Origin of the sequence: Aureimonas ureilytica (assembly GCF_001475935.1) — a bacterium.
GTDB lineage: Bacteria > Pseudomonadota > Alphaproteobacteria > Rhizobiales > Rhizobiaceae > Aureimonas > Aureimonas ureilytica_A.
Genome location: NZ_LDQA01000057.1, coordinates 13,093 through 32,774, shown reverse-complemented (window position 1 = coordinate 32,774; position 19,682 = coordinate 13,093). Strand labels below are relative to the sequence as shown.

General features: G+C 66.7%; 17 protein-coding genes. 15 read left to right on the top strand and 2 right to left on the bottom strand.

Annotation, left to right across the window (positions count from 1 at the left end):
* Window positions 1–43: 43 nt before the first annotated feature.
* Window positions 44–817, top strand: a complete 774-nt coding sequence (gene cobS, locus NS365_RS19265; protein ID WP_058601926.1) for an adenosylcobinamide-GDP ribazoletransferase — start codon at window positions 44–46, stop codon at window positions 815–817.
* A 64-nt stretch (window positions 818–881) separates the two neighbouring features.
* On the opposite strand, the gene NS365_RS19260 is transcribed toward cobS, so the two are convergent.
* Window positions 882–1,148 (bottom strand): hypothetical protein, encoded by a 267-nt coding sequence (locus NS365_RS19260; protein WP_058601925.1) that lies wholly within the window; start codon window positions 1,146–1,148, stop codon window positions 882–884.
* A gap of 158 nt (window positions 1,149–1,306) precedes the next feature.
* On the opposite strand from NS365_RS19260, the gene NS365_RS19255 reads away from it, so the two are divergent.
* The 12 genes from NS365_RS19255 (at window position 1,307) to NS365_RS19200 (ending at window position 14,663) form a co-directional block, all read left to right on the top strand.
* Window positions 1,307–2,098 (top strand): (Fe-S)-binding protein, encoded by a 792-nt coding sequence (locus NS365_RS19255; RefSeq protein WP_058601924.1) that lies wholly within the window; start codon window positions 1,307–1,309, stop codon window positions 2,096–2,098.
* Window positions 2,095–3,537, top strand: coding sequence for a LutB/LldF family L-lactate oxidation iron-sulfur protein (locus tag NS365_RS19250; RefSeq protein ID WP_058601923.1), 1,443 nt, complete (start codon window positions 2,095–2,097; stop codon window positions 3,535–3,537). Before NS365_RS19255 ends, NS365_RS19250 begins: the two co-directional genes overlap by 4 nt.
* On the top strand, window positions 3,534–4,178 hold the full coding sequence (locus NS365_RS19245; protein WP_058601922.1) for a LutC/YkgG family protein: 645 nt from the start codon (window positions 3,534–3,536) through the stop codon (window positions 4,176–4,178). Before NS365_RS19250 ends, NS365_RS19245 begins: the two co-directional genes overlap by 4 nt.
* A 120-nt stretch (window positions 4,179–4,298) precedes the next feature.
* Complete coding sequence (gene pabB, locus NS365_RS19240; RefSeq protein WP_058601921.1) at window positions 4,299–5,714, top strand: aminodeoxychorismate synthase component I; 1,416 nt, start codon at window positions 4,299–4,301, stop codon at window positions 5,712–5,714.
* The gene (locus tag NS365_RS19235) at window positions 5,711–6,295 is read left to right on the top strand and encodes an anthranilate synthase component II (protein WP_058601920.1); all 585 of its coding nucleotides are present in this window, start codon (window positions 5,711–5,713) and stop codon (window positions 6,293–6,295) included. Before pabB ends, NS365_RS19235 begins: the two co-directional genes overlap by 4 nt.
* 190 nt (window positions 6,296–6,485) lie before the next feature.
* The gene (locus tag NS365_RS19230; RefSeq protein ID WP_244496434.1) at window positions 6,486–6,995 is read left to right on the top strand and encodes a MarR family winged helix-turn-helix transcriptional regulator; all 510 of its coding nucleotides are present in this window, start codon (window positions 6,486–6,488) and stop codon (window positions 6,993–6,995) included.
* A 262-nt stretch (window positions 6,996–7,257) separates the two neighbouring features.
* Window positions 7,258–8,904 carry a glucan biosynthesis protein gene (locus NS365_RS19225; protein ID WP_244496435.1) on the top strand — a complete coding sequence of 549 codons (1,647 nt, stop codon included), beginning with the start codon at window positions 7,258–7,260 and terminating at the stop codon, window positions 8,902–8,904.
* On the top strand, window positions 8,901–9,218 hold the full coding sequence (locus NS365_RS19220) for a hypothetical protein (RefSeq protein ID WP_193753487.1): 318 nt from the start codon (window positions 8,901–8,903) through the stop codon (window positions 9,216–9,218). Before NS365_RS19225 ends, NS365_RS19220 begins: the two co-directional genes overlap by 4 nt.
* A 65-nt stretch (window positions 9,219–9,283) precedes the next feature.
* Window positions 9,284–11,206, top strand: coding sequence for a glucans biosynthesis glucosyltransferase MdoH (gene mdoH, locus NS365_RS19215; protein WP_343286845.1), 1,923 nt, complete (start codon window positions 9,284–9,286; stop codon window positions 11,204–11,206).
* A 430-nt stretch (window positions 11,207–11,636) separates the two neighbouring features.
* A complete protein-coding gene (locus NS365_RS19210) occupies window positions 11,637–12,833 on the top strand; it encodes an OpgC family protein (protein ID WP_082684724.1) in 1,197 nt (398 codons plus the stop codon).
* Window positions 12,834–12,934: 101 nt separating this feature from the next.
* Entirely contained in the window at window positions 12,935–13,153 is a 219-nt protein-coding gene (locus tag NS365_RS19205; protein WP_058601917.1) for a hypothetical protein, read from the top strand.
* 103 nt (window positions 13,154–13,256) lie between these two features.
* Window positions 13,257–14,663 (top strand): phosphomannomutase, encoded by a 1,407-nt coding sequence (locus tag NS365_RS19200; protein ID WP_058601916.1) that lies wholly within the window; start codon window positions 13,257–13,259, stop codon window positions 14,661–14,663.
* Window positions 14,664–14,732: 69 nt separating this feature from the next.
* Here NS365_RS19200 and NS365_RS19195 read toward each other — a convergent pair whose 3' ends face one another.
* Complete coding sequence (locus NS365_RS19195; RefSeq protein ID WP_058601915.1) at window positions 14,733–16,151, bottom strand: mannose-1-phosphate guanylyltransferase/mannose-6-phosphate isomerase; 1,419 nt, start codon at window positions 16,149–16,151, stop codon at window positions 14,733–14,735.
* A 308-nt stretch (window positions 16,152–16,459) separates the two neighbouring features.
* Between NS365_RS19195 and NS365_RS19190 the strand changes: the two genes are divergently transcribed.
* Both NS365_RS19190 and NS365_RS19185 read left to right on the top strand, forming a co-directional pair.
* On the top strand, window positions 16,460–18,241 hold the full coding sequence (locus NS365_RS19190; RefSeq protein ID WP_058601914.1) for a type I secretion system permease/ATPase: 1,782 nt from the start codon (window positions 16,460–16,462) through the stop codon (window positions 18,239–18,241).
* Window positions 18,238–19,605, top strand: coding sequence for an HlyD family type I secretion periplasmic adaptor subunit (locus NS365_RS19185; protein WP_058601913.1), 1,368 nt, complete (start codon window positions 18,238–18,240; stop codon window positions 19,603–19,605). Before NS365_RS19190 ends, NS365_RS19185 begins: the two co-directional genes overlap by 4 nt.
* Window positions 19,606–19,682: the final 77 nt, after the last annotated feature.

The following is a 19,682-nucleotide window of genomic DNA, read 5'->3' as shown; positions in this document are numbered from 1 at the left end:
TCTGTTAGAAGCGCCGGAACACAGAGGGGAAAAGGCTTCATCCATGCAGCGCGCCGCCCATCGCTTCTTTCGCGCGAGCGCCTTTCTGACGCGCTTCCCCGCGCGCACGAGCGCCTTCGAGGGCGGCCCGCATCCGCTGGGGCGCGATGCCCTCGCCTTCCCGTTCGTCGGTTTGGCCGTGGCGCTGCCTCCGGCCCTTGTCCTTCTCGGCCTCGCCGCGCTCGGGCTCCAGCCCTTCGCCTGCGCCTTGATCGCTCTTCTTCTTCTCATCGGACTGACCGGCGCGCTGCACGAGGACGGTCTGGCCGATACGGCGGACGGGCTCTTCGGCCACGCCACGCGCGAGCGCGCGCTGGAAATCATGAAGGACAGCCGGATCGGCACCTATGGCGCGCTGGCGCTGATCGGCGCGTTTTGCTTGCGCGCCGCGCTTCTGGCCGATCTCACGGCCCATGCGCCCGCGCTCGGCGCGCTGGCGATGCTGGTCGTAGCGGGCGCGAGCCGGGGCGCGATGGCCTGGCTCTGGTCCAGCCTGCCCTCGGCGCGGCTTGGGGGCCTGTCGAATCGGATGGAAGCGCCCTTCCCGCATGAAGGGCGTCAGGTCGCGCTTGCAGCTCTCGGCCTCGCGGTCGCGGGCGGGGCGGCGATCGGCGGCTGGACCGGCGCGCTCGCACCAACCGCCCTCGCTCTCTGCGGGCTCTGGTTGTTTCGCCGCTTCATCGCGCAGAGGCTCGGCGGCACGACGGGCGACACGCTCGGCGCCGCCCAGCAGATCGTGGAATGCCTTCTCCTTCTCGGCCTCGCGCTCGCGGCTTGAGCGCCACGACACGGGACCACCGTGTCCGCTCAGGAAGCGGCAGAGACGGCGCGCTTGGCAGCCCTCAGATACGAAGGCCCGTTCCCAGGCCCATGGAGGCCAGAATCACGGCCGCGTCCGGCTCGGGCTCGATCACCGGAACGCCCATGCCATCGCGCACCGCCATCACAGCGATCTCGGCATCGTTGGTATCGGGCACCTCGAACAGAACGGGCATTTCCTCGAGGTCTTCGGAATCGCCGGCCTCACGGGCGAAGATGCGCGCATCGCGCAGCTTCGAAAAGGCCTGGAACTTGCGGGCATCATCGCAGTCAATTCGCACGACGTACATTTTTGAGGCCTCCGTTCGAATTGTTGAAAAGTTAAGCACGAGTTCCTCGCTCTGCCAAGCGAGTCTTTTCTCCCCATGTTTTAGAAGCGTTCGAAGCCTTGCTTCGGCGCGCCGGGAGTTCCAATAGGAAAGGGAATGGCAAGGCGGCGGAGGCCTTCATGCAAGCCCAATCCGAATCCCAGCGGCCGAGGGTCGCCCTCTTCGTGACCTGCCTCGTGAATGTCATGCGGCCCGGCATCGCCGAGGCGACGCGCGATCTTCTGGTGGCGGCGGGCTGCGATGTCGAGGTGCCGCTGGATCAGACCTGCTGCGGCCAGCCGGCCTTCAATTCGGGCGACGAGGCCAGCGGGCGCGCCATGGCCCGGCACCAGATCGAGGTTCTGGAGTCGTACCCCTATGTCGTCGCGCCCTCGGGCTCCTGCGCCGGGACGATCCGCCACGACTATCCCCACACGTTTCGCGACGATCCCGCCTGGCTGCGCCGCGCCGAAGACCTGGCGGCCCGCACCCATGAGATCACCAGCTTCCTGGTCGATGTCATGGACTTCCACCCCGCGCCCACGCGCTTCGAGGGGAAGGCCACCTATCACGACACCTGCTCGGGCCTGCGCGAACTCGGCGTTCACGACCAGCCCCGCCGCCTCGTGGGCAGCGTCGAGGGGCTCGATCTCGTGCCCCTGCCCGGCAACAATGTCTGCTGCGGCTTTGGCGGCACGTTCTGCGTGAAATATCCCGCCATCGCCAATGCCGTGGTGGAGGAAAAGGCCGTGGCCGTGGAATCGACGGGGGCTGACATTCTGCTCGGCGGCGATCTCGGCTGCCTCATGAACATGGCCGGCAAGCTGCAACGGCGCGGCTCCCCGGTGCGCGTGTTCCACACGGTGGAGGCCATTGCCGGCCGACTGGGCACCCCTGCCATCGGCGAAACGCCCACCGGAGAGAAGCCATGAGCGCCCCGGCCCCGACGCCCACCCCGGACTTTCTGCAACGCGCCGACGGCGCGCTGGCCGACCGCTGGCTGAAGACGGCGATCGACCGCACCACGGGCACGGCGCGCACCAAGCGCGCGGCGATCGTCGGCCAATGGCCGGACTTCGCGGTGGCGCGCGAGCGCGGCAAGGCGATCAAGGACCACGTGGTCGAGAATCTCGGCCATTACCTCGCCGAGTTCGAGCGCAACGCGCGCGCCAATGGCGCGGTGGTCCATTATGCCGAGACCTCCGACGAGGCCTGCCGTATCGTCGTGGACATCTGTCGCAAGGCCGGCGCCAAGAGCGTGACGCGCTCCAAGTCGATGCTCGGCGAGGAGATCGGCCTGCCGCACGCGCTGGAGGACGCCGGCATCGAGCGGGTCGAGACGGATCTCGCCGAACATATCGTGCAGCTCGCCGGCGAGCGGCCGAGCCACATCATCTGGCCCGCCATGCACAAGACGCGCGAGCAGATTTCCGAATTGTTCCGCGCCTCCCATGCCGACCCGCACCGGGAGGAAACCGCCGAGGCCATGGCGGCGTCGGCGCGCCGGCATCTGCGCCAGCGCTTTCTCGACGCCGATGTCGGCATATCGGGCGCGAACTTCCTCATCGCCGACACGGGCAGCGTCTGCACCGTGACCAATGAGGGCAATGCCGAGATGACCACCACGCCGCCGCGCATTCATATCGCGACGGCCGGCATCGAAAAGCTCGCGCCCTCGGCCGCCCATGCCGCGATGATGCTGCGCCTTCTCGTGCGCTCGGCCACGGGCGCGGCGCTGACGCAATACACGACCTTTCACACCGGGCCGAAACGGGCCGGCGATCTCGATGGGCCGGACGAGTTCCATATCGTACTGGTGGACAACGGACGCACCAAGATGCTGGCGGGCGAGGAGATGCGCGAGATGCTGCGCTGCATCCGCTGCGGCGCCTGCATGAACCATTGCCCCGTCTTCAACCAGATCGGCGGCCACGCCTATGGTGGCACCTATCCCGGCCCGATGGGGGCGGTGCTGACGCCGATCTTCGACGGGCTGAACGAGAAGACGCGCGACCTTGCCCATGCCTGCACGCTGAACGGGCGCTGCCGCGAAGTCTGCCCGGTCGATATTCCGCTCCCGACCCTGCTCAAGGGCTGGCGCACGGCGAGCTGGCGCGAGGGACTGGAGCCGCGCACGATGCGGATCGGAATCGGGCTCTGGCGCTGGCTTGCGACCCATCCCCCGCTTTACCGTCTGGCCATGGGGCTCGGCTCCAAGGCGCTGCATCTCATGGGCGGCGCGCGCGGGCGCATTTCGTCCCTGCCGCTCGTCGGCGGGGCCTGGACGCGCCATCGCGAGATGCCCGCGCCGCCGAGCGGGCCGACCTTCCTTCAGGCCGAGGCCAAGCGCCAGCGGGAGGGCGCGCGATGAGCGACGCCCGCGAGCGCATCTTCGCCGCCATCCGACACGCGATCGGTCCCGCCCGCGCGCAGGACCGCATTCGCGCCGAGGCCGATGCGCTTCTCGTGGAGCCCGAGCGGGTGCGCCCGCGCCTGCCCGATGGCGATCTCACGACCCTGTTCGAAGCGGCGATGACGCGCCTGCCGCCGGGCGCCTCGTCGGAACGCGTGGCGAACTGGGCCGCCCTGCCCGCCGCTGTGGCGGCGCATCTCGCCACGCGCGGCCGAGAGCCGGCGCTGAAACTCCAGCCGACGCCCGCGCTTCTGGCTCTGCCCTTCGCTGAGGCCGGCGTGGCCTTGCGTGAGGAGGTGGACGACCAGATCGCCCTGTCGATCGCCGAATGCGCCGTTGCCGAAACCGCGAGCCTTCTGATTCGCTCCGGCCCCGATATGGCCGTTCTCGACGCTTTTCTGCCGCTGCATCACCTCGTGGCCGTGCGCACCGCCGATATCGTGCCGCATCTGGAAGAGGCAGTGGCGCGCTTCGACCTCGCGCGCAGCCGCAATCTCGTGGTGGTCACCGGCCCGAGCGGTACGACCGACATCGAAGGCAGTCTCGTGATCGGCGTTCACGGCCCGGCGACGCTGCACATCTTCCTGATCGAGGATTGATCGCCGGTCGGCGCTGACAAGGCAGAGCTTTGTCTTTATACGGCGCGCCTGCTTTCCGGCCTCGCTACGCGGGTATCGCGGCAGAGGCCGGCGTATCGGCTGAAACGGAAAGGCTCCGCCATGTGGTCCGAACCCTTCGAGGGCTGCGATCCGATCGAAGCGGCCGCGCGCCTGCGCCCGCTCGGCCGGCTCGCCTTTCTCGACAGCGCCGCGCCGGGCGGGCCGAACGGGCGTCGATCGGCCATCCTCGCCGCGCCCTTCGCCGAATTCACCGCCTCGCTGCAGGAGACGCGCCTTGCCGGCGCGCGAATCCAGGAAGAGCCCTTTGCGGCGCTGGATGCTCTGCTCGGGCGCTACCGCGCGGAGGCGACGGGCGCTGCGCGCCTCGGCCCGGGCCTTGCCGGCTTTCTCGCCTTCGAAGCGGGGCATTTCGTGGAGCGCCTGCGCGTCGTGCCGGACTTGGCCCCGGACCGGCCGCTGATCGCGCTCGGACTCTACGACACGGCGCTGGTCTTCGATCATGAGACCGGCCGCGCCGATCTCGTCTCCGCCGGCTTTTCCGCCGCGCTGGACGCGGCCTCCCCCCACGCGGCGCGAGAGGCCGAGGCGCGCGCGCGCATCGCCTATTTCCGCGCGGCGCTGAACCGCCTCGCCCCCGCCCTGCCGCCCCCGTCGCCGGTCGCGCCCGTCTGGCGCTCCGACTTCGATGAAGCCGCGTACGGCGCCATGGTGGAGCGGGTGCGCGACTTCATCCGCGCGGGCGACATCTATCAGGCCAATGTGGCGCGCCGTCTCACAGCCGCGCTGCCCGACGGCTTCGATCCGTTCGGCTTCTACCGCGTGTTGCGGCGCATCAACCCTGCCCCCTTCGCGGCCTATCTGGAAGCCGAGGACCGCACCATCGCCTCCGCCTCACCCGAACTGTTCCTGCGCCTCCATGGCCACGAGGTCGAGACGCGGCCCATCAAGGGCACGGCGCGGCGCGCGAGCGACCCGGCCGAGGATGCCGCCGCCGCCGCCGCGCTTCTCGCCTCACGCAAGGATCGGGCCGAGAATGTCATGATCGTCGATCTCCTGCGCAACGACCTCTCGCGCGTCGCCGAGCCTGACAGTGTCGAGGTTCCCGCGCTGTGCGCGCTGGAGAGCTTTGCCGGCGTGCATCATCTCGTCTCGCAAGTGCGCGCGCGATTGAAGCCGGAGCATGGCCCCGGCGGCCTTCTGCGCGCCACCTTTCCCGGCGGCTCCATCACCGGCGCGCCGAAAATCCGGGCCTGCGACATCATCGCCGAGTTGGAAGGGCGGCGGCGGGACGTTTATTGCGGCTCGATCGCGCATCTGGGATTCGACGGCGCAGCCGATCTGTCGATCGCCATTCGCACGGTGGAGTTCGAAGGCACTCAAGCGCGCTTCGGCGCAGGCGGCGGCGTCACCATCCTGTCGGAAGGTGCCGACGAATACCGCGAAACCTGCACCAAGGCCGCGCGCATCCTGGCGGCTTTCGAGGCCTATGCGAATGGGGCGAAGGCGCGGACGTGATCCTGCTTCTCGACAATTACGACAGTTTCTCGGCCAATCTCGGCCGCTATCTCGAACGGCTGGATCTCAGCGTCACCAGCATCCGCAGCGACCGGATCACGCTCGCTGGGATCGAGACGCTTCAACCCGAGGCCATCGTCATCTCGCCCGGTCCCTGCGGCCCGATGGAAGCGGGCGTCAGCCTCGACTGCGTGCGCGCCTTTTCGGGCCGCGTTCCGATTCTGGGGGTCTGCCTCGGGCATCAGGTGATCGGCGCGGCCTTCGGCGGCGAGATCGGGCGCGCACTGCGCCCCATGCACGGACTGTCCTCGCCCGTGCGCCACGAAGCATCCGATCTCTTCGCCGGTCTTGCCGACCCTTTGGAGGTCGGGCGCTATCATTCCTTGATCGTTCGATCTACGGTTGAAATGGAGACGAATCTGCGCGTTACTGCCTGGTCGGAAGAAAACGAGATCATGGCGCTTCGTCACCGCGAGCATCCGACCTTCGGGATTCAGTTCCACCCCGAATCAGTCCTTACGCCCGATGGCCTCCTGATTCTGGGCAATTTCAGGACATTGATTGGCCGGAAACGAGTTTGAAACGAGAGGCGACCTCCCGCCAGCGCGAGGTACGCACGTCAATAATAAGGCAGACCAACGGGTTAGCCCCACTTCCGGCGCAAGTCCTTCGAAAAGCGAGACAATCCGCGCCCGACCATCTTTCGCTTTCGTAAGCCAGCTTATAATTACTTAAATGCGAAACGAAATGCGTTCTTGCATATCGTTTCGCATGAACGAGCGTATCAGTCTGCGAGGCTCAGGCGTGCCGGACACGATGACGGCCTCACCTTCCGAGTCGACGAACGAAGACGCGCAGCTGGTCGCGACCCTTCTTTCGATCGCCAAATCAACCCGCGCCTTTCTGGCGCTGCTTCTGGCGCAGATCGATCTGCATCCTGGCCAGGATCAGCTCCTCGTGCGCCTGACGCCCGGCGAGTCCGTCAGCGTATCCATGCTGGCCGACCAACTCGCCGTGCGCCCGTCCACCGTCTCGAAGATGCTGGATCGCCTGATCGAGAAGAATCTCGTGCTGCGCGAATCCAATAGCCGCGATGCGCGCCGCACCATGGTGACGCTGACCAGCGCGGGGGAAGCGGCCAAGGAGCGCGTGCTCGCCCTGTGGATGCGGCTGGAAACCGAGCTTGGCAACGCGATGGAGGAGCGCGAACGCTCGGCGCTCCTGAGTTCGCTCCAGCAGGTGGACCAGCTCCTGAGCGTGAGACTGCGCCGCCTGCGCTGAGCGCGGCGGCGGCCGACCTCAAGCGACACGGCGCTCGCGGTTGGCGTCGAGGCTCTTCCTCACTTCCGCCCCAAACGGGGTTCAGCGGGCCTTGGCATGGCTTGCGGCCCCGTTGCGGCAGGCCCGACGCGGACTTGTGGACGCCTAACCCAAGCGAAAGCCGGCGAACTTGTTGAAGCCTCTCGCGAAAGCTAGGCTATTCACGGCTTTTCGCATATGCTCAAAGGCGTGCGCATTCAACGAGAAGAAGATCGCCATTCCCGTGACGAGACCCTCGCATCTTTCCCGACGCACGGCTCTGAAATACGGTCTGGGCGGCGTGATCACGCTGCTCTGGACGCAGGCTCGGGCCCAGGACCCGCAAGCCCAGCCGGCAGCGCCCGCGCCGCAGGGTGAGCCGCAACCGGCCGCCGCGCCGGCTTCCCCCCCGATTCATGTCGATCTGAACGCCTTCTCCTTCGACAATCTGTCGGCGGCGATGCGCAATCGCGCGGCCCAGCCCTATCAGGATCCCGGCAACGAACTGCCCCAGGTGATCCAGGATCTCGACTACGACCATTACCGGCGCATCCTGTACCGGCGGGACCGGACCGTCTGGGCGAACGAGCCGCTGAACTTCCAGATGCAGGCCTATTTCCCGGGCTTCCTCTACAAGGCGATCACCCGCATTTATGTGGGCGACGGCACGCATTTCCAGCCGCAGGTCTTCTCGGGCGCCGATTTCGAATTCCTGGCTCCGCTCGATCCCTCGCTCTTTCAGACCATCCAGCTTCCTGGCGTGGCGGGTTTCCGCCTGAACTATCCGCTCGACCGGCCCGATCTCTTCGACGAACTGGTCTCGTTCCTCGGCGCGTCCTATTTCCGCGCGCTCGGCATGAACAACCGGTACGGTCTGTCGGCCCGTGGTCTCGCCATCAACACGGCGACCACCACGGCGGAAGAGTTCCCGCGCTTCACTTCCTTCTTCATCGTGAAGCCTCAGCCCACCGACGAGACGGTGCAGATCTTCGCCGAGTTGGAAGGCCCCAGCCTGACAGGCGCTTACGCCTTCCTACTCAAGCCCGGCCCGCAGACGGTGATCGACGTCACCGCGCGTCTGTTCTTCCGCGGCGAGGTGGAGCGGCTGGGCGTCGCGCCGCTGACCTCGATGTTCTATTTCGGGGAGAACGACCACAGCAAGCGCGAGGATTTCCGCCCGCAGGTGCATGACAGCGACGGCTTGTTCATCCTGCGTCCGAACGGCGAACGCCTGTGGCGTCCGCTCAAGAACCCGGACGATCTCGCCCTGTCCTATTTCACCGAAGCCTCGCCGAAAATGTTCGGCCTGCTGCAGCGCGATCGCGACTTCTCCCATTACGAGGATGTCGAGGCCCATTACGAGCTTCGCCCCTCGCTCCTGATCGAGCCGCTCGGCGACTGGGGTCGGGGCAGCATCCAGCTCGTGGAGATCCCGACCAATTCCGAAGTGAACGACAATATCGTCGCCTTCTGGGTGCCGGAAGAAAAGCCCAAGGCCGGCTCGCAGTTCGAGTTCCGCTACCGGATGCATTGGGGCTCGATGACCGAGATGCAGAGCCATGTCGCCGTGGTCGGCGGCACCTATGCGGGCGTCGGCGGCAACGGTGCCGACACGGCGGACACCAATCTCTGGCGCTTCGAAATCAATTTCGAGGCCGGCACGGCGCAGAACCTGCCGCTCGACGCGATGGTCGTGCCGATCGTCGATGTGCCGGCCGATGGGGCGCGCCTCGTTCATAGCGGCGTGTCGCGCCTGCCGGGCGGCGGCTGGCGCCTGTCGATCGAACTGGAGAAGCTGAACGCCAGTCCGGTGGAGCTGCGCGCCAAGCTCTCCTTTAACCAGCGCATCATCTCCGAAACATGGTTGTACCAATGGACGGGCCGTCCGTGATCTCGCGCAACCCGTCCCTTGCGCCTCCGGGCGAGGCCGAGCGGTTCTTCGACTCCCGCCCCGTCGGCTATCTCGTCGGCCGGCCGGACCTTTCGGAGGAGGAGGTTCTGGCCGCCATCGCCGAGCGGCTGGCCTTCGACGGGCGCACCGGGCCGGAGCCGCAGGTGGTGATCGAGGCGGCGCGGCTGGGCAAGCGCAAGGCGCTGGCCTTTCTGCGCAAGCTGGTGCTGCCGCAGCCCCGCTCGCCGCTCGCCATGCCCGTGCGGCCCATCCTGCGCGAGCACCTGACCCACGGGGTCGGCGAAGGCCATTGAACGCATGACGGCCGGGACCAACCTCCCGGCCGAGCCATTTCATCAGACCATGGCGTCACGGGCGGATGTTGTATCCGTCCTGGCGCCGGAGACGGGCCGGCGCGCCTCTCATGATTCCGTCAAGGTCTCGTGATGATGTCGCCGCCCGCACGAGATCCTTGTCAGCGAGCGCGTCCGTGATCGTATTGGGTAGATTCTTCTTCGCGCTGTTCGCGCTGCTCCTGGCCGTCGTGGCCGGCGTCCTGTTCGCCGTGGTGATCACGGCCAATGGCACGACCTGGCTCCATGTGGTGCAGGTGTTGCTGCTGATCGTCTGCTGCCTCTGGCTCGCCTGGGGCTTCAACACGGCGGTGGTCGGCATCTTCTCGCGCCGGGGCCGGCGCTGGACGGCAGCGCCCGACGGGCGGCGCTCGCAAAGCCGCACGGCCATTCTCATGCCGGTCTACAACGAAGACGCCGACGCCGTTCTGGCGCGCGTCGCGGCCATGATCGAGGGCCTCCAGGCGATCCGCCGGCTCGACAATTTCGACGTCCATATCCTTTCGGATTCCACCAAGGCCGAGGCCGTGGCGGCCGAGCGCCGCGCGACCTTCTCCGTCGCGGCCGCGCTGGAAGCGGGCAGCCATCTCTATTATCGCAACCGCAAGAAGAATATCGGCCGCAAGGCCGGCAATATCGCGGACTTCGTCACCAATTGCGGCGGCGCTTACGACTATATGCTGATCCTCGACGCCGACTCGCTGATGCGGCCCGAGACCATGCTCGAAATGGTCGCGCGCATGGACGCCGATCCCGAGCTCGCCCTTTTGCAGACGCAGCCGCTCATCATCGGCCGTCGCACCCTGTTCGGCCGCGCGCTGCAATTTTCGGCAGCGCTCTATTCGCCCGTCTTCTCGCGCGGCATCGCCTCGCTGCAGGGGCGCGAAGGTCCGTTCTGGGGTCATAACGCGATCATCCGCACCCGCGCCTTCGCCGATCATTGCGGCCTGCCCAATCTCTCGGGCAAGCCGCCTTTCGGCGGGCACATCCTCTCCCACGACTTTGTGGAAGCCGCGCTTCTCGCGCGCTCCGGCTTCAAGGTCCGCGTGGACCCCGATCTTCAGGGCTCCTTCGAGGAAGCGCCGACCAATCTGATCGAATATGCCAAGCGCGACCGGCGCTGGTGCCAGGGCAATCTTCAGCACGGGCGTCTTGTCCCCGCGCCCAACATCCGCTTCTGGAGCCGGGTGTCGATGATCTCCGGCATCATGGCCTATGCGGCCTCGCCGATCTGGCTCCTGTTCCTGATCGTCAGCCTTCTCGACCCGATCCTCAGCCCCGCGCCGAACTATTTCCCGGCCGATTCGCTGTTCCCCGTCTTCCCGCAGCCTGAAACCGGCAAGGCGCTGCTCCTGCTGCTCGGCATCGTGCTCCTGCTTCTTCTGCCCAAGACCCTGATCGCCTGCTACACGGCCTTCACGCGCCGCTCGACGGCCTTCGGCGGCCTGTTCACCGTGCTGCTCGGCGGCGGCGTCGAGCTTGTGCTGACCAGCGCGCTCGCCCCGATCATGATGATGTTCCAGTCCAAGGCGGTGGCGGAAATCCTGCTCGGCCTCGACAGCGGCTGGCCGTCCACCGACCGCGACGACGAGGGCCTGCCGCTGAAAACCGCCTTCCAGGCGTCCTGGTGGATGGTGATCGCCGGTGCGGTGCTCTTGTTCCTCACCTTCTTCTACGCGTTCGAGCTGTTCTTCTGGGTCTGCCCGATCGCCATTCCGCTGCTGATCGCGCCGCTCTTCATCTCGCTTTCGGGCGACCCCGCGTTGGGTGATTTCGTGCGCAAGACAAGTGTCTTCGCAACGCCCTTCGAACTCGACCCGGAGCCGGTCATCCGTTCGTCGGAGAAATGGCGCCGCCGCTTGACCGACGAGACCATCGGGCGCGAACCGAACATCACGAAGGACTCCAGCGCTTCGCCCTTGCCGCCGGCGGCCATCGCCACGGCCTGATCGAAGCCTTATCGAGGATCGCGCGCCGGGCGGGGCCCTCCCCGTCCGGCGTTTTCGTTTGGGCCTGCGCCAAACCCACGGCGCCCCCGCACGCCGTCTTGCCCGCTTTGTTTGGTTGACTGCGGGAAGATGACGTTCAGAAACGGTTCAGCTGGCCGACCTTAATCCTAAGTCTATATGACTGATGGGTCTCACCCACCCATCGCATCGTCGCATGAAGCGAGTGAACAGCTGGAAGGCCGGGTCGCTCGCGGGTGCAGCCGGAAGCTGCGGGAAAGCTCCCCGAGCGAAAGAGCTGTCTGGCCTTGGACGAAGGCGGCACGCGAAGCGACCGGCGAACAGCCTGCCGCAGGCATGACGGCGGATCGTTCGCTGGCCAGGCTTGAAGCGCGGCGACGGCTTCGCCACGCAGAGAATGGAATGGCAGGGCATGACATCGGCAAGGGTTGGAGCATCGGGCACGGCACGCGATCATCGCGTCGATTTCTTTCGCGGCTTCGCCCTGTTGACGATCTTCATCAACCACGTGCCGGGCGTGATGTGGGAGCACCTGACCTCGCGCAATTACGGCTTTTCGGACTCGGCCGAGCTTTTCGTGTTCCTGGCCGGCTTCGCCTCGGCCTTCGCCTACGGGCGATCGTTCCTCCAAGGCTCGGCGCTCGTGGCGAGCCTCAAGGCGCTGCGCCGCGCCGGCACGCTCTATCTCGTTCATATCACGCTGACGATGATCACCGTCGCGCTCTTCGCGATCGCCGCGATGACCACCGGCGACGGGCGCTATCTCATGGAGCTTGGCATCGGTTATTTCGTCACCCAGCCGATCGAGACGCTGGCCGGCGTTGCGACGCTCATGCATCAGCTCGCCTATCTCAACATCCTGCCGATGTACTGCGTCATCCTTCTGATGCTGCCTCTCATGCTGGCGCTGGTGCGCCGCTTCGGCGTTTATGGCCTTCTGATCGTCTCCGCGACGCTCTGGGCCGTGGCCGGTACGACGGGCTTCAACCTGCCGAACCATCCCAATCCCGGCGGCTGGCAGTTCAACCCTTTCGCCTGGCAGATGGTCTTCGCCATCGGGCTGGCGGCGGGCCTCGCCAAAGCCGGCGGGCGGGCGCTCGTCGCCTATCATCCGACGCTCTACGCCGTCGCGCTCGTCTATCTCTTCCTGTCCTTCCTGTTCGTGGAGTTCCAGCTCTGGCACTGGTCGGCCATGGTGCCCGGCCCCTTCCTGATGACGGGCTTCGACAAGACCTTCGTGACGCTGCCGCGCCTCATGCATCTGGCCGCTCTGGTCTATGTCTTCGTCCACGCGCCCTATGGCTCGGTCTTCCGGCGCATCGGAGCCGCGAACCCACTCTGCCTGATCGGCCGCCATTCTCTGCCGATCTTCGCGACCGGCACGATCCTGTCGCTGCTTGCGCAGATCCTGCGCCTGCATCGCGAGCCCTCGTTTCTCTTCGACACGCTGCTGATCGCAACCGGCCTTGCGCTTCACTACGCGCTCGCCCTGTTTCTCGAATGGTGGCGCGGCGTCAGCCAGACGGGCAAGGCCAAGGCGCCAGCGCCGGCGCGCCCTGCAGTGGCGGACCCCGTCGCGCCGCCCGCCTCGCTCGGCCGGGCCGGCTGAGCGCTCACGCGAATGCGCGAAAGACAGGTGCTCGGCGCGGTCGTCTTTTGCGGGGGATAGGCTATAAGGGCGGCCAAACCGACCTTCGGGAAAGGCCGAGCATGAAGGACCAGCACCACCCCTTCTTTCGCCCGCTATGGCGGCGCGTCGTCACCGTCGCGGTCTGCTTCGTCTGGGCGGGGGTCGAGCTTTATGCCGGCAGCCAAACCTGGGCGCTGATCACGGCGGCGATCGGCGCCTACGGGATCTGGATCTTCTTCATCACCTATCAGCCGATGGACGAGCCGCCGGGCAGCTCGGGCGATCGGTCGCAGCACTGATCCCTCCCCTTCTCGACGCCCTCACAAAACGGCTCCGTGCCCTCTGGCGCAAAGGCTGAGCCGCATTCATTCTTCACCCAACTCAACGGCAGGATAGGTCTTCATGAGCCTGAAGTTCGGAACCAGCGGCCTGCGCGGTCTCGTCACCGATCTCGTCGGCGAACCCAGCTATCGCTATACGCTCGCCTTTCTGCGGGTGATGAGCGAGCGCGGCGCGCCGAAGCGCGTCGTGATCGGCCGCGACCTGCGCGCGAGCAGCCCCGAGATCGCGGGGCTTGCCGCCGCGGCCGCGCGGGACGCGGGCTTCGAGCCGATTGACGCGGGCGCGGTGCCGACACCGGCGCTCGCTTTGGAAGCGGCCCGGCTCGGCCTGCCCGCCGTCATGGTGACGGGCAGCCATATCCCGGAAGACCGCAACGGCCTGAAATTCTATGGGCTCAAGGGTGAGATCACCAAGGCCGACGAGACGGACATTCTCTCCGCCTTCGAAGCGCTCGGCCCCGTGGCAAGCGAAAGCCTGACGCCCCCGGCCGGAATCGCGAGTTCGGACGCGCGCGCGCGCTATCTCCAGCGCGCGGTCGATGCCTTCGGCTCGGAAGCGCTCAAGGGCGCGCGCATCGGCATCTATCAGCACAGTTCGGTTGCGCGCGATGTCCTGGCCGAGGCGGTCGAGGCGCTGGGCGGCGAGGCCGTGCCCTTCGGGCGCGCCGATCACTTCATCCCCGTGGACACCGAGGCCCATCGCCCGGAAGACCTCCAGATCCTCAGCGACGCGGCGGCCGGCGGTTTCGACGCGATCCTCTCCACCGATGGCGATGCCGACCGGCCTCTTATGGCGGACGAGCGCGGCGAGGTGATCCGGGGCGATGTGCTCGGCCTGATCGCCGCCGGCACTCTCGGCTTCGACACGATCGTGACGCCCGTCACCTCGGGCTCGGCGTTGGAAAGCTCAGGCCTCGTGGACAAGGTTCTGCGCACCCGCGTCGGCTCGCCCTATGTGATCGCCGGCATCGAGGAAGCCTTGGCAGAGGGGCGCAAGGGCGTCGCCGGGTTTGAGGCCAATGGCGGCTTCATTCAGGGCACGGACGCGATCGTGGACGGGCGCACCATCCCCGCCCTGCCGACGCGCGACGCGCTGCTTCCGCTCCTCTGCGCGCTGGTGGCGAGCCGCAAGGCGGGCGTTCCGCTCTCGATTCTGGTGGAGCGCGTCGGCGCCAAGCCCGCCGCCTCGCACCGGCTTCAGAACGTGCCGGGCGAGAAGAGCAGCGCGTTTCTGGCGCGGCTCGCCGAGGACGATGGCTTCCGCGCGAGCTTCTTCGAAGGGCTGGGCCAGCCCGGCGCGGTCAACCGTCTGGACGGTGTTCATGTCACGCTGTCGGGCGGCGAGACCATGCATTTCCGCGCCTCGGGCAACGCGCCCGAGCTGCGCTGCTATGCCGAGGCCGCGACGCCCGACGCCGCCAAGGCGCTGGTGAACGAGGGTCTGGAGCGCGCGGCCCGCGCGCTCTGAGCTTTCTCCTTCGCAAACGAAAAAGGGCCTCCCACGGGAGGCCCTTTCTTTTGGGAGAGGACGCGCCGCTCAGTTGCGGGCGTAGATGTCCTCGATGCGCACGATGTCGTCTTCGCCCGTATAGGAGCCGACCTGCACTTCGATGAGCTTCAGGTCGATCTTACCGGGATTGTGCAGGCGATGCGTGCAGCCGATCGGCAGATAGGCGGCCTCGTTCTCGTGGAACAGCTTCACCGTGCCGTCCACCGTCACTTCGGCCGTGCCGCGCACGACGACCCAGTGCTCGGCGCGGTGGTAGTGGCGCTGGAGGCTGAGGATACCGCCCGGCTTCACACAGATATGCTTGACCTGGAAGCGCTCGCCGATGTCGATGCGCTGATACCAGCCCCAAGGGCGGTGGATCTTGTGATGCTGTCCGGCTTCCGGCCGGCCTTCGCTATGGAGCTTGGCCACCAGCGTCTTGACCTCGGCCGCCTTGTCCTTGGAGGCGACGAGCACGGCGTCGGGCGTCGAGACGACGACGACATTGTCGAGGCCGACCACCGTCGTCAGCACCTCGTCGGAGCGCACGAAGCTGCCCGTCGTGCCGAGCACCGAGACCGGGCCTTCCAGCACGTTGCGGTCGCCATCCTGCGACTTGATGTCGTAGAGCGCGTCCCAGGAGCCGACATCCGACCAGCCGAAGGAGGCTTTCAGGACGCCCGCGCGCGCGGTCTTTTCCATCACCGCATAGTCGATCGAGATGCGCGGGGCGCTCGCGAAACGCTCGGCGTCGAGGCGCAGGAAGTCGAGATCGCGCTGCGCGCCATCCACCGCCCCTTCCGCCGCCTTCAGCGTGTCGGGTGCGTTGGCGGTCAGTTCTTCGACCATGAGCGAGGCCGGGAAAACGAAATTGCCGCTGTTCCAGCTGTAGCCTTCGCGAATATAGTGCTCGGCCGTCTCGGCATTGGGCTTTTCGGCAAAGCGCGCCACCTCGAACAGGCGGCCGCTGTCGTCCAGCGGAGCGCCCGGCGCGATATAGCCATAGCCGGTCGCGGGCCAGCTCGGCTGAATGCCGAGCATCATGATGCGCCCGCCGCGTGCCGCCTCGGCTGCCGTCAGGCAGTCGCGCGTGAAGGCTTCGCCGTCGCTGATCACATGGTCGGCGGCCAGAACGAGGCAGACGGCATCGCCATCGCGCAGATTGGCAACAACGGTAGCGACAGCAATGGCCATCGCAGAGTCCCGCCGCTCGGGCTCCAGCACGATGTCAGCCTCAATGCCGTTGCGCGCCAGTTGCTCGGCGACCGTGAAGCGGAAGTCGGAGTGAGTGACGACGATGGGCTTCGCAAAACGCGGGCCGACGACGCGCAGCATCGTCTCCTCGAACGTCGTGCGCCCTTCGCCCAGGAGGGAAACGAACTGCTTGGGCATCGTGTCGCGCGACACGGGCCAGAGGCGCGTCCCGGAGCCGCCGGCAATGATGATAGGATGCACAAGGGTGCTCATAAATTTCCTTTCGGGTGATGATCACCGGCTACCGATAGGGTTATGTGGTGCTTCTTGTGCGCGACCTGCTTCCGCAACGCAACAGACTGAGCCATTATTAGCGCGGTCTTAGTCTTTTGCGGTAAACGCCATCGGACCAACCGAGGAAGAACAGGCTTGACCTCTTCCGTCAGGGCTGCTTCCGTTCGGAAAATTTTAACTATAATACTAGCCTTTCACGCCATTTAAGGTTACCCCAACAGCCCTACGGCGAGAATGAGGGCGACCCGGCGCGCTTGGGCTCGGGTCGATCGGGATTGCGGCTTTCCATGAATGCGATCGAGCGCGTGCGCAGCACGGTCTGGGCCGGGTTGGCGGGACTGATGGGCTTCACCTTCGTGGTGAACCTCCTGCTTTTGACCCAGCCCGTCTACATGCTTCAAGTCTATGACCGCGTTCTCTCGTCCGGCTCGGTCGATACGCTGATCTATATCTCGATCATGGCCGCCTTGGCGCTGGCCCTGCTCGGCGTTCTCGACGCGGTGCGCAACGCTATCGCCAGCCGCCTCGGCGCGCGGATCGAGGTGGCGGCCGCCAACGAGGCGATGATCGCCTCCATGAACGGGCCGCGCGCGGGCGTCGGCGACACGCAGCCGCTGCGCGATCTCCAGACCGTGCGCGGTTTCGTCGGCGGGCGCTCGATCTTCGGCTATCTCGATCTGCCCTTCTCGCCCCTCTTCATCGGGCTTTTGTGGTTTCTCCACCCGGCCCTGTTCTTCCTGACCCTGTTCGGCGCCGTGGTTCTGGCCATCCTCGCCTATTGCAACCAGCAGGCCTCGGCCCGTGCCGCGACCGTGGCGAGCGAGAACTCGATGGCCGCGATGCTGTCGGCCCAGAGCTTCGTGCGCAATGCCGAAAGCATCCGCGCCATGGGCATGATGGAGAACACGATCGACGCCTGGGGCGCGTCCGAAGCGCGCTCGCTCGCCGCTCAGGATCGCATGAACCGCACCAATGCCTGGTTCGCGGGGGCCTCCAAGGCGTTTCGCCTGGGACTGCAGATCGCCATTCTCGGCACGGGCGGCTATCTCGTACTCCAGCGCGAAATGTCGGGCGGCATGATCTTCGCCTCCTCGCTGATTTCCGGGCGCGGCCTTCAGCCGATCGATCAGGTGATCGCCGGCTGGAAGCAGTTCGTGGAAACGCGCAAGGCTTGGGAGCGTCTGCAAAAGGCGCTGTCCAGCGCAACTCCCCGCCCCAAGGCCACCGAGCTTCCCGAGCCGACCGGCCTGGTGACGATCCAACAGCTTGTCGTGCTCGCCCCGCATAATCCCGTCGCCGAACCACTGCTGAAGCGCGTCTCGGTGCAGATTCCGGCCGGCACCTGCATGGTCGTGGTCGGCCCGTCGGGTGCCGGCAAATCGACCTTCGCACGCACGCTGATCGGCGCCATGCCCATCCATGCAGGCTCCGTCAGGGTGGACGGCGCCGATATCCGCAACTGGGACCCCGAACAGCTCGGCCGGCGCGTCGGCTATCTCGCGCAGGACGTCGAAATGCTGCCGGGCACCGTGGCCCAGAACATCGCCCGCTTCGAACCGGACGCCGCCGATGCGGAGATCGTGGAAGCGGCCAAAAAGGCGCAGGTCCACGACCTGATCCAGCGCTTGCCCAAAGGCTACGACACACTGCTCGGGCCTGCGGGACATCAATTGTCCGGCGGCCAGCGCCAGCGTGTCGGGCTGGCCCGCGCCTTTTTCGGCGGCCCGCGTCTTCTGATCCTGGACGAGCCGAACGCCCATCTCGACAACGAGGGCGACATGGCCCTCGAACAGGCGCTGCGCAACGCGCAAAGCGACGGCGTGACCGTTCTGCTCGTCACCCAGCGGCGCAATGTCGCGGAACTGGCCGACAGCATCATGATCCTGCGCGACGGAGCGATCGACGATGTCGGCCCCAAGGCCGATGTCTATGCAAGGCAGGCTGCCCGCCGAAAGGCGGAGGCCGACCAGCGCGAGGGCGAAGCGCGCCGCCGCATCGAATCCATGGTGGTGAAGGGTCAGTTCGGCCAGGGTCAAGCGCCGACCAGCGCGCAGGGAGGGATGCAATGAGCGAGGACCGTTTGGCGCCCCGGATATCCGGCCCCAGCGCCCAGCGCGCCCGTCCGCCGCGTGCCCATTGGGCCGATGCGGTGCCCACCCAGTCGCGCAAGCTGACGCTGGCCGGCCTTGCCCTGTCGGGCTTGTTCCTCTGCGGCTTCGGCGTCTGGGCCACCACGGCTCCCCTCTCGGGCGCGGCGATCGCCCACGGCTTCGTGGTCGCGGCCGGGCGCAACCTCCAGATCCAGCATCTGGAAGGGGGCATCGTCTCCGAAATCCTGGTGCGCGAGGGCGATCGGATCGCGGCCGAGCAGCCGCTCTTCCGCTTCGAATCCTCCTCGGCCGGGGCGCAGCGCAACCGGCTGCGCAATCAGCTTCTGTCGCTGGAAGCACGCGCCGCGCGTCTCTCGGCCGAGCGCGACGGCGCGCCGGACCTCGTGTTCCCGGCCAAGCTCCGCCAGCAGCCGGACGACGCGCCGCTCGCCAATGTCCTGTCCGAGCAGATGAAGGAATTCACCACCAAGCTCGAAGGCCATCGGCGCGAAGTTGCGATCATCGGCCAGCAGATCGCCGCGCTGAGCGAGCAGATCCAGGGCCTTGGCGAGCAGAAAAGCGCCGCACAGGAACAACTGGCCGTGGTCAAGGAAGAGCTGAAGCGCCGCAAGGCTCTGCTCGACAAGGGCCTCGCCAACCGGCGCGAATATACCGACTTTCTCCTGTCGCAGGCGCAGCTCACCGGCCAGATCGGCGAGTTCGGCTCCAGCGTTCTGTCGGCCAAGACCCAGGTCGAGGAAAAGAAGGAGCAGATCGCCCGCCTCCAGAGCAAGCGCGTGGAAACCGCTGCCGCCGAGCTGAACGAGACGCGCGCGCGCATCGCCGACGTGGACGAGCAGTTGCAGGCCGCCGAGGCCGTCTTGGAGCGCGTCACCGTGCGCTCGCCGAGCGCGGGCGTCGTGGTCAAGGTCAATTACAACGCCAAGGGCGCGGTGGTCTCGCCCGGCCAGCCCATGGCCGAAATTCTGCCGACCGGCGAAAACATGATCGTGGAAGCGCGGCTGACCCCGCAGGACATCGACGCGGTTCATGTCAACCAGCATGCCGACCTGCGATTCACCGCGCTGAACCGTCTGACGCCGACCGTGGACGCCACCGTCACCTTCGTTTCGCCCGACCGGCTGGTGGATCCACGCACAGAGCAGCCCTACTACGTCGCACGCCTGCGTCTGTCGGACCATTTGCCGCCCGGCGTCGCCATCGCGCAGATCTATCCCGGCATGCCGGTCGAGACCTATATCAAGACCGGCGAGCGCACCTTCCTCGAATATCTCCTGAAGCCTCTCGAGGACAGTTTCAGCCGCGCCTTCCGCGAAACCTGACGACGCTCCCGCGCGCTTCGCAGCGGCGTCGCGGGTGTTCGCTTAGAGCCGGGGGCAAAACCCTGCGGGTCGATCCG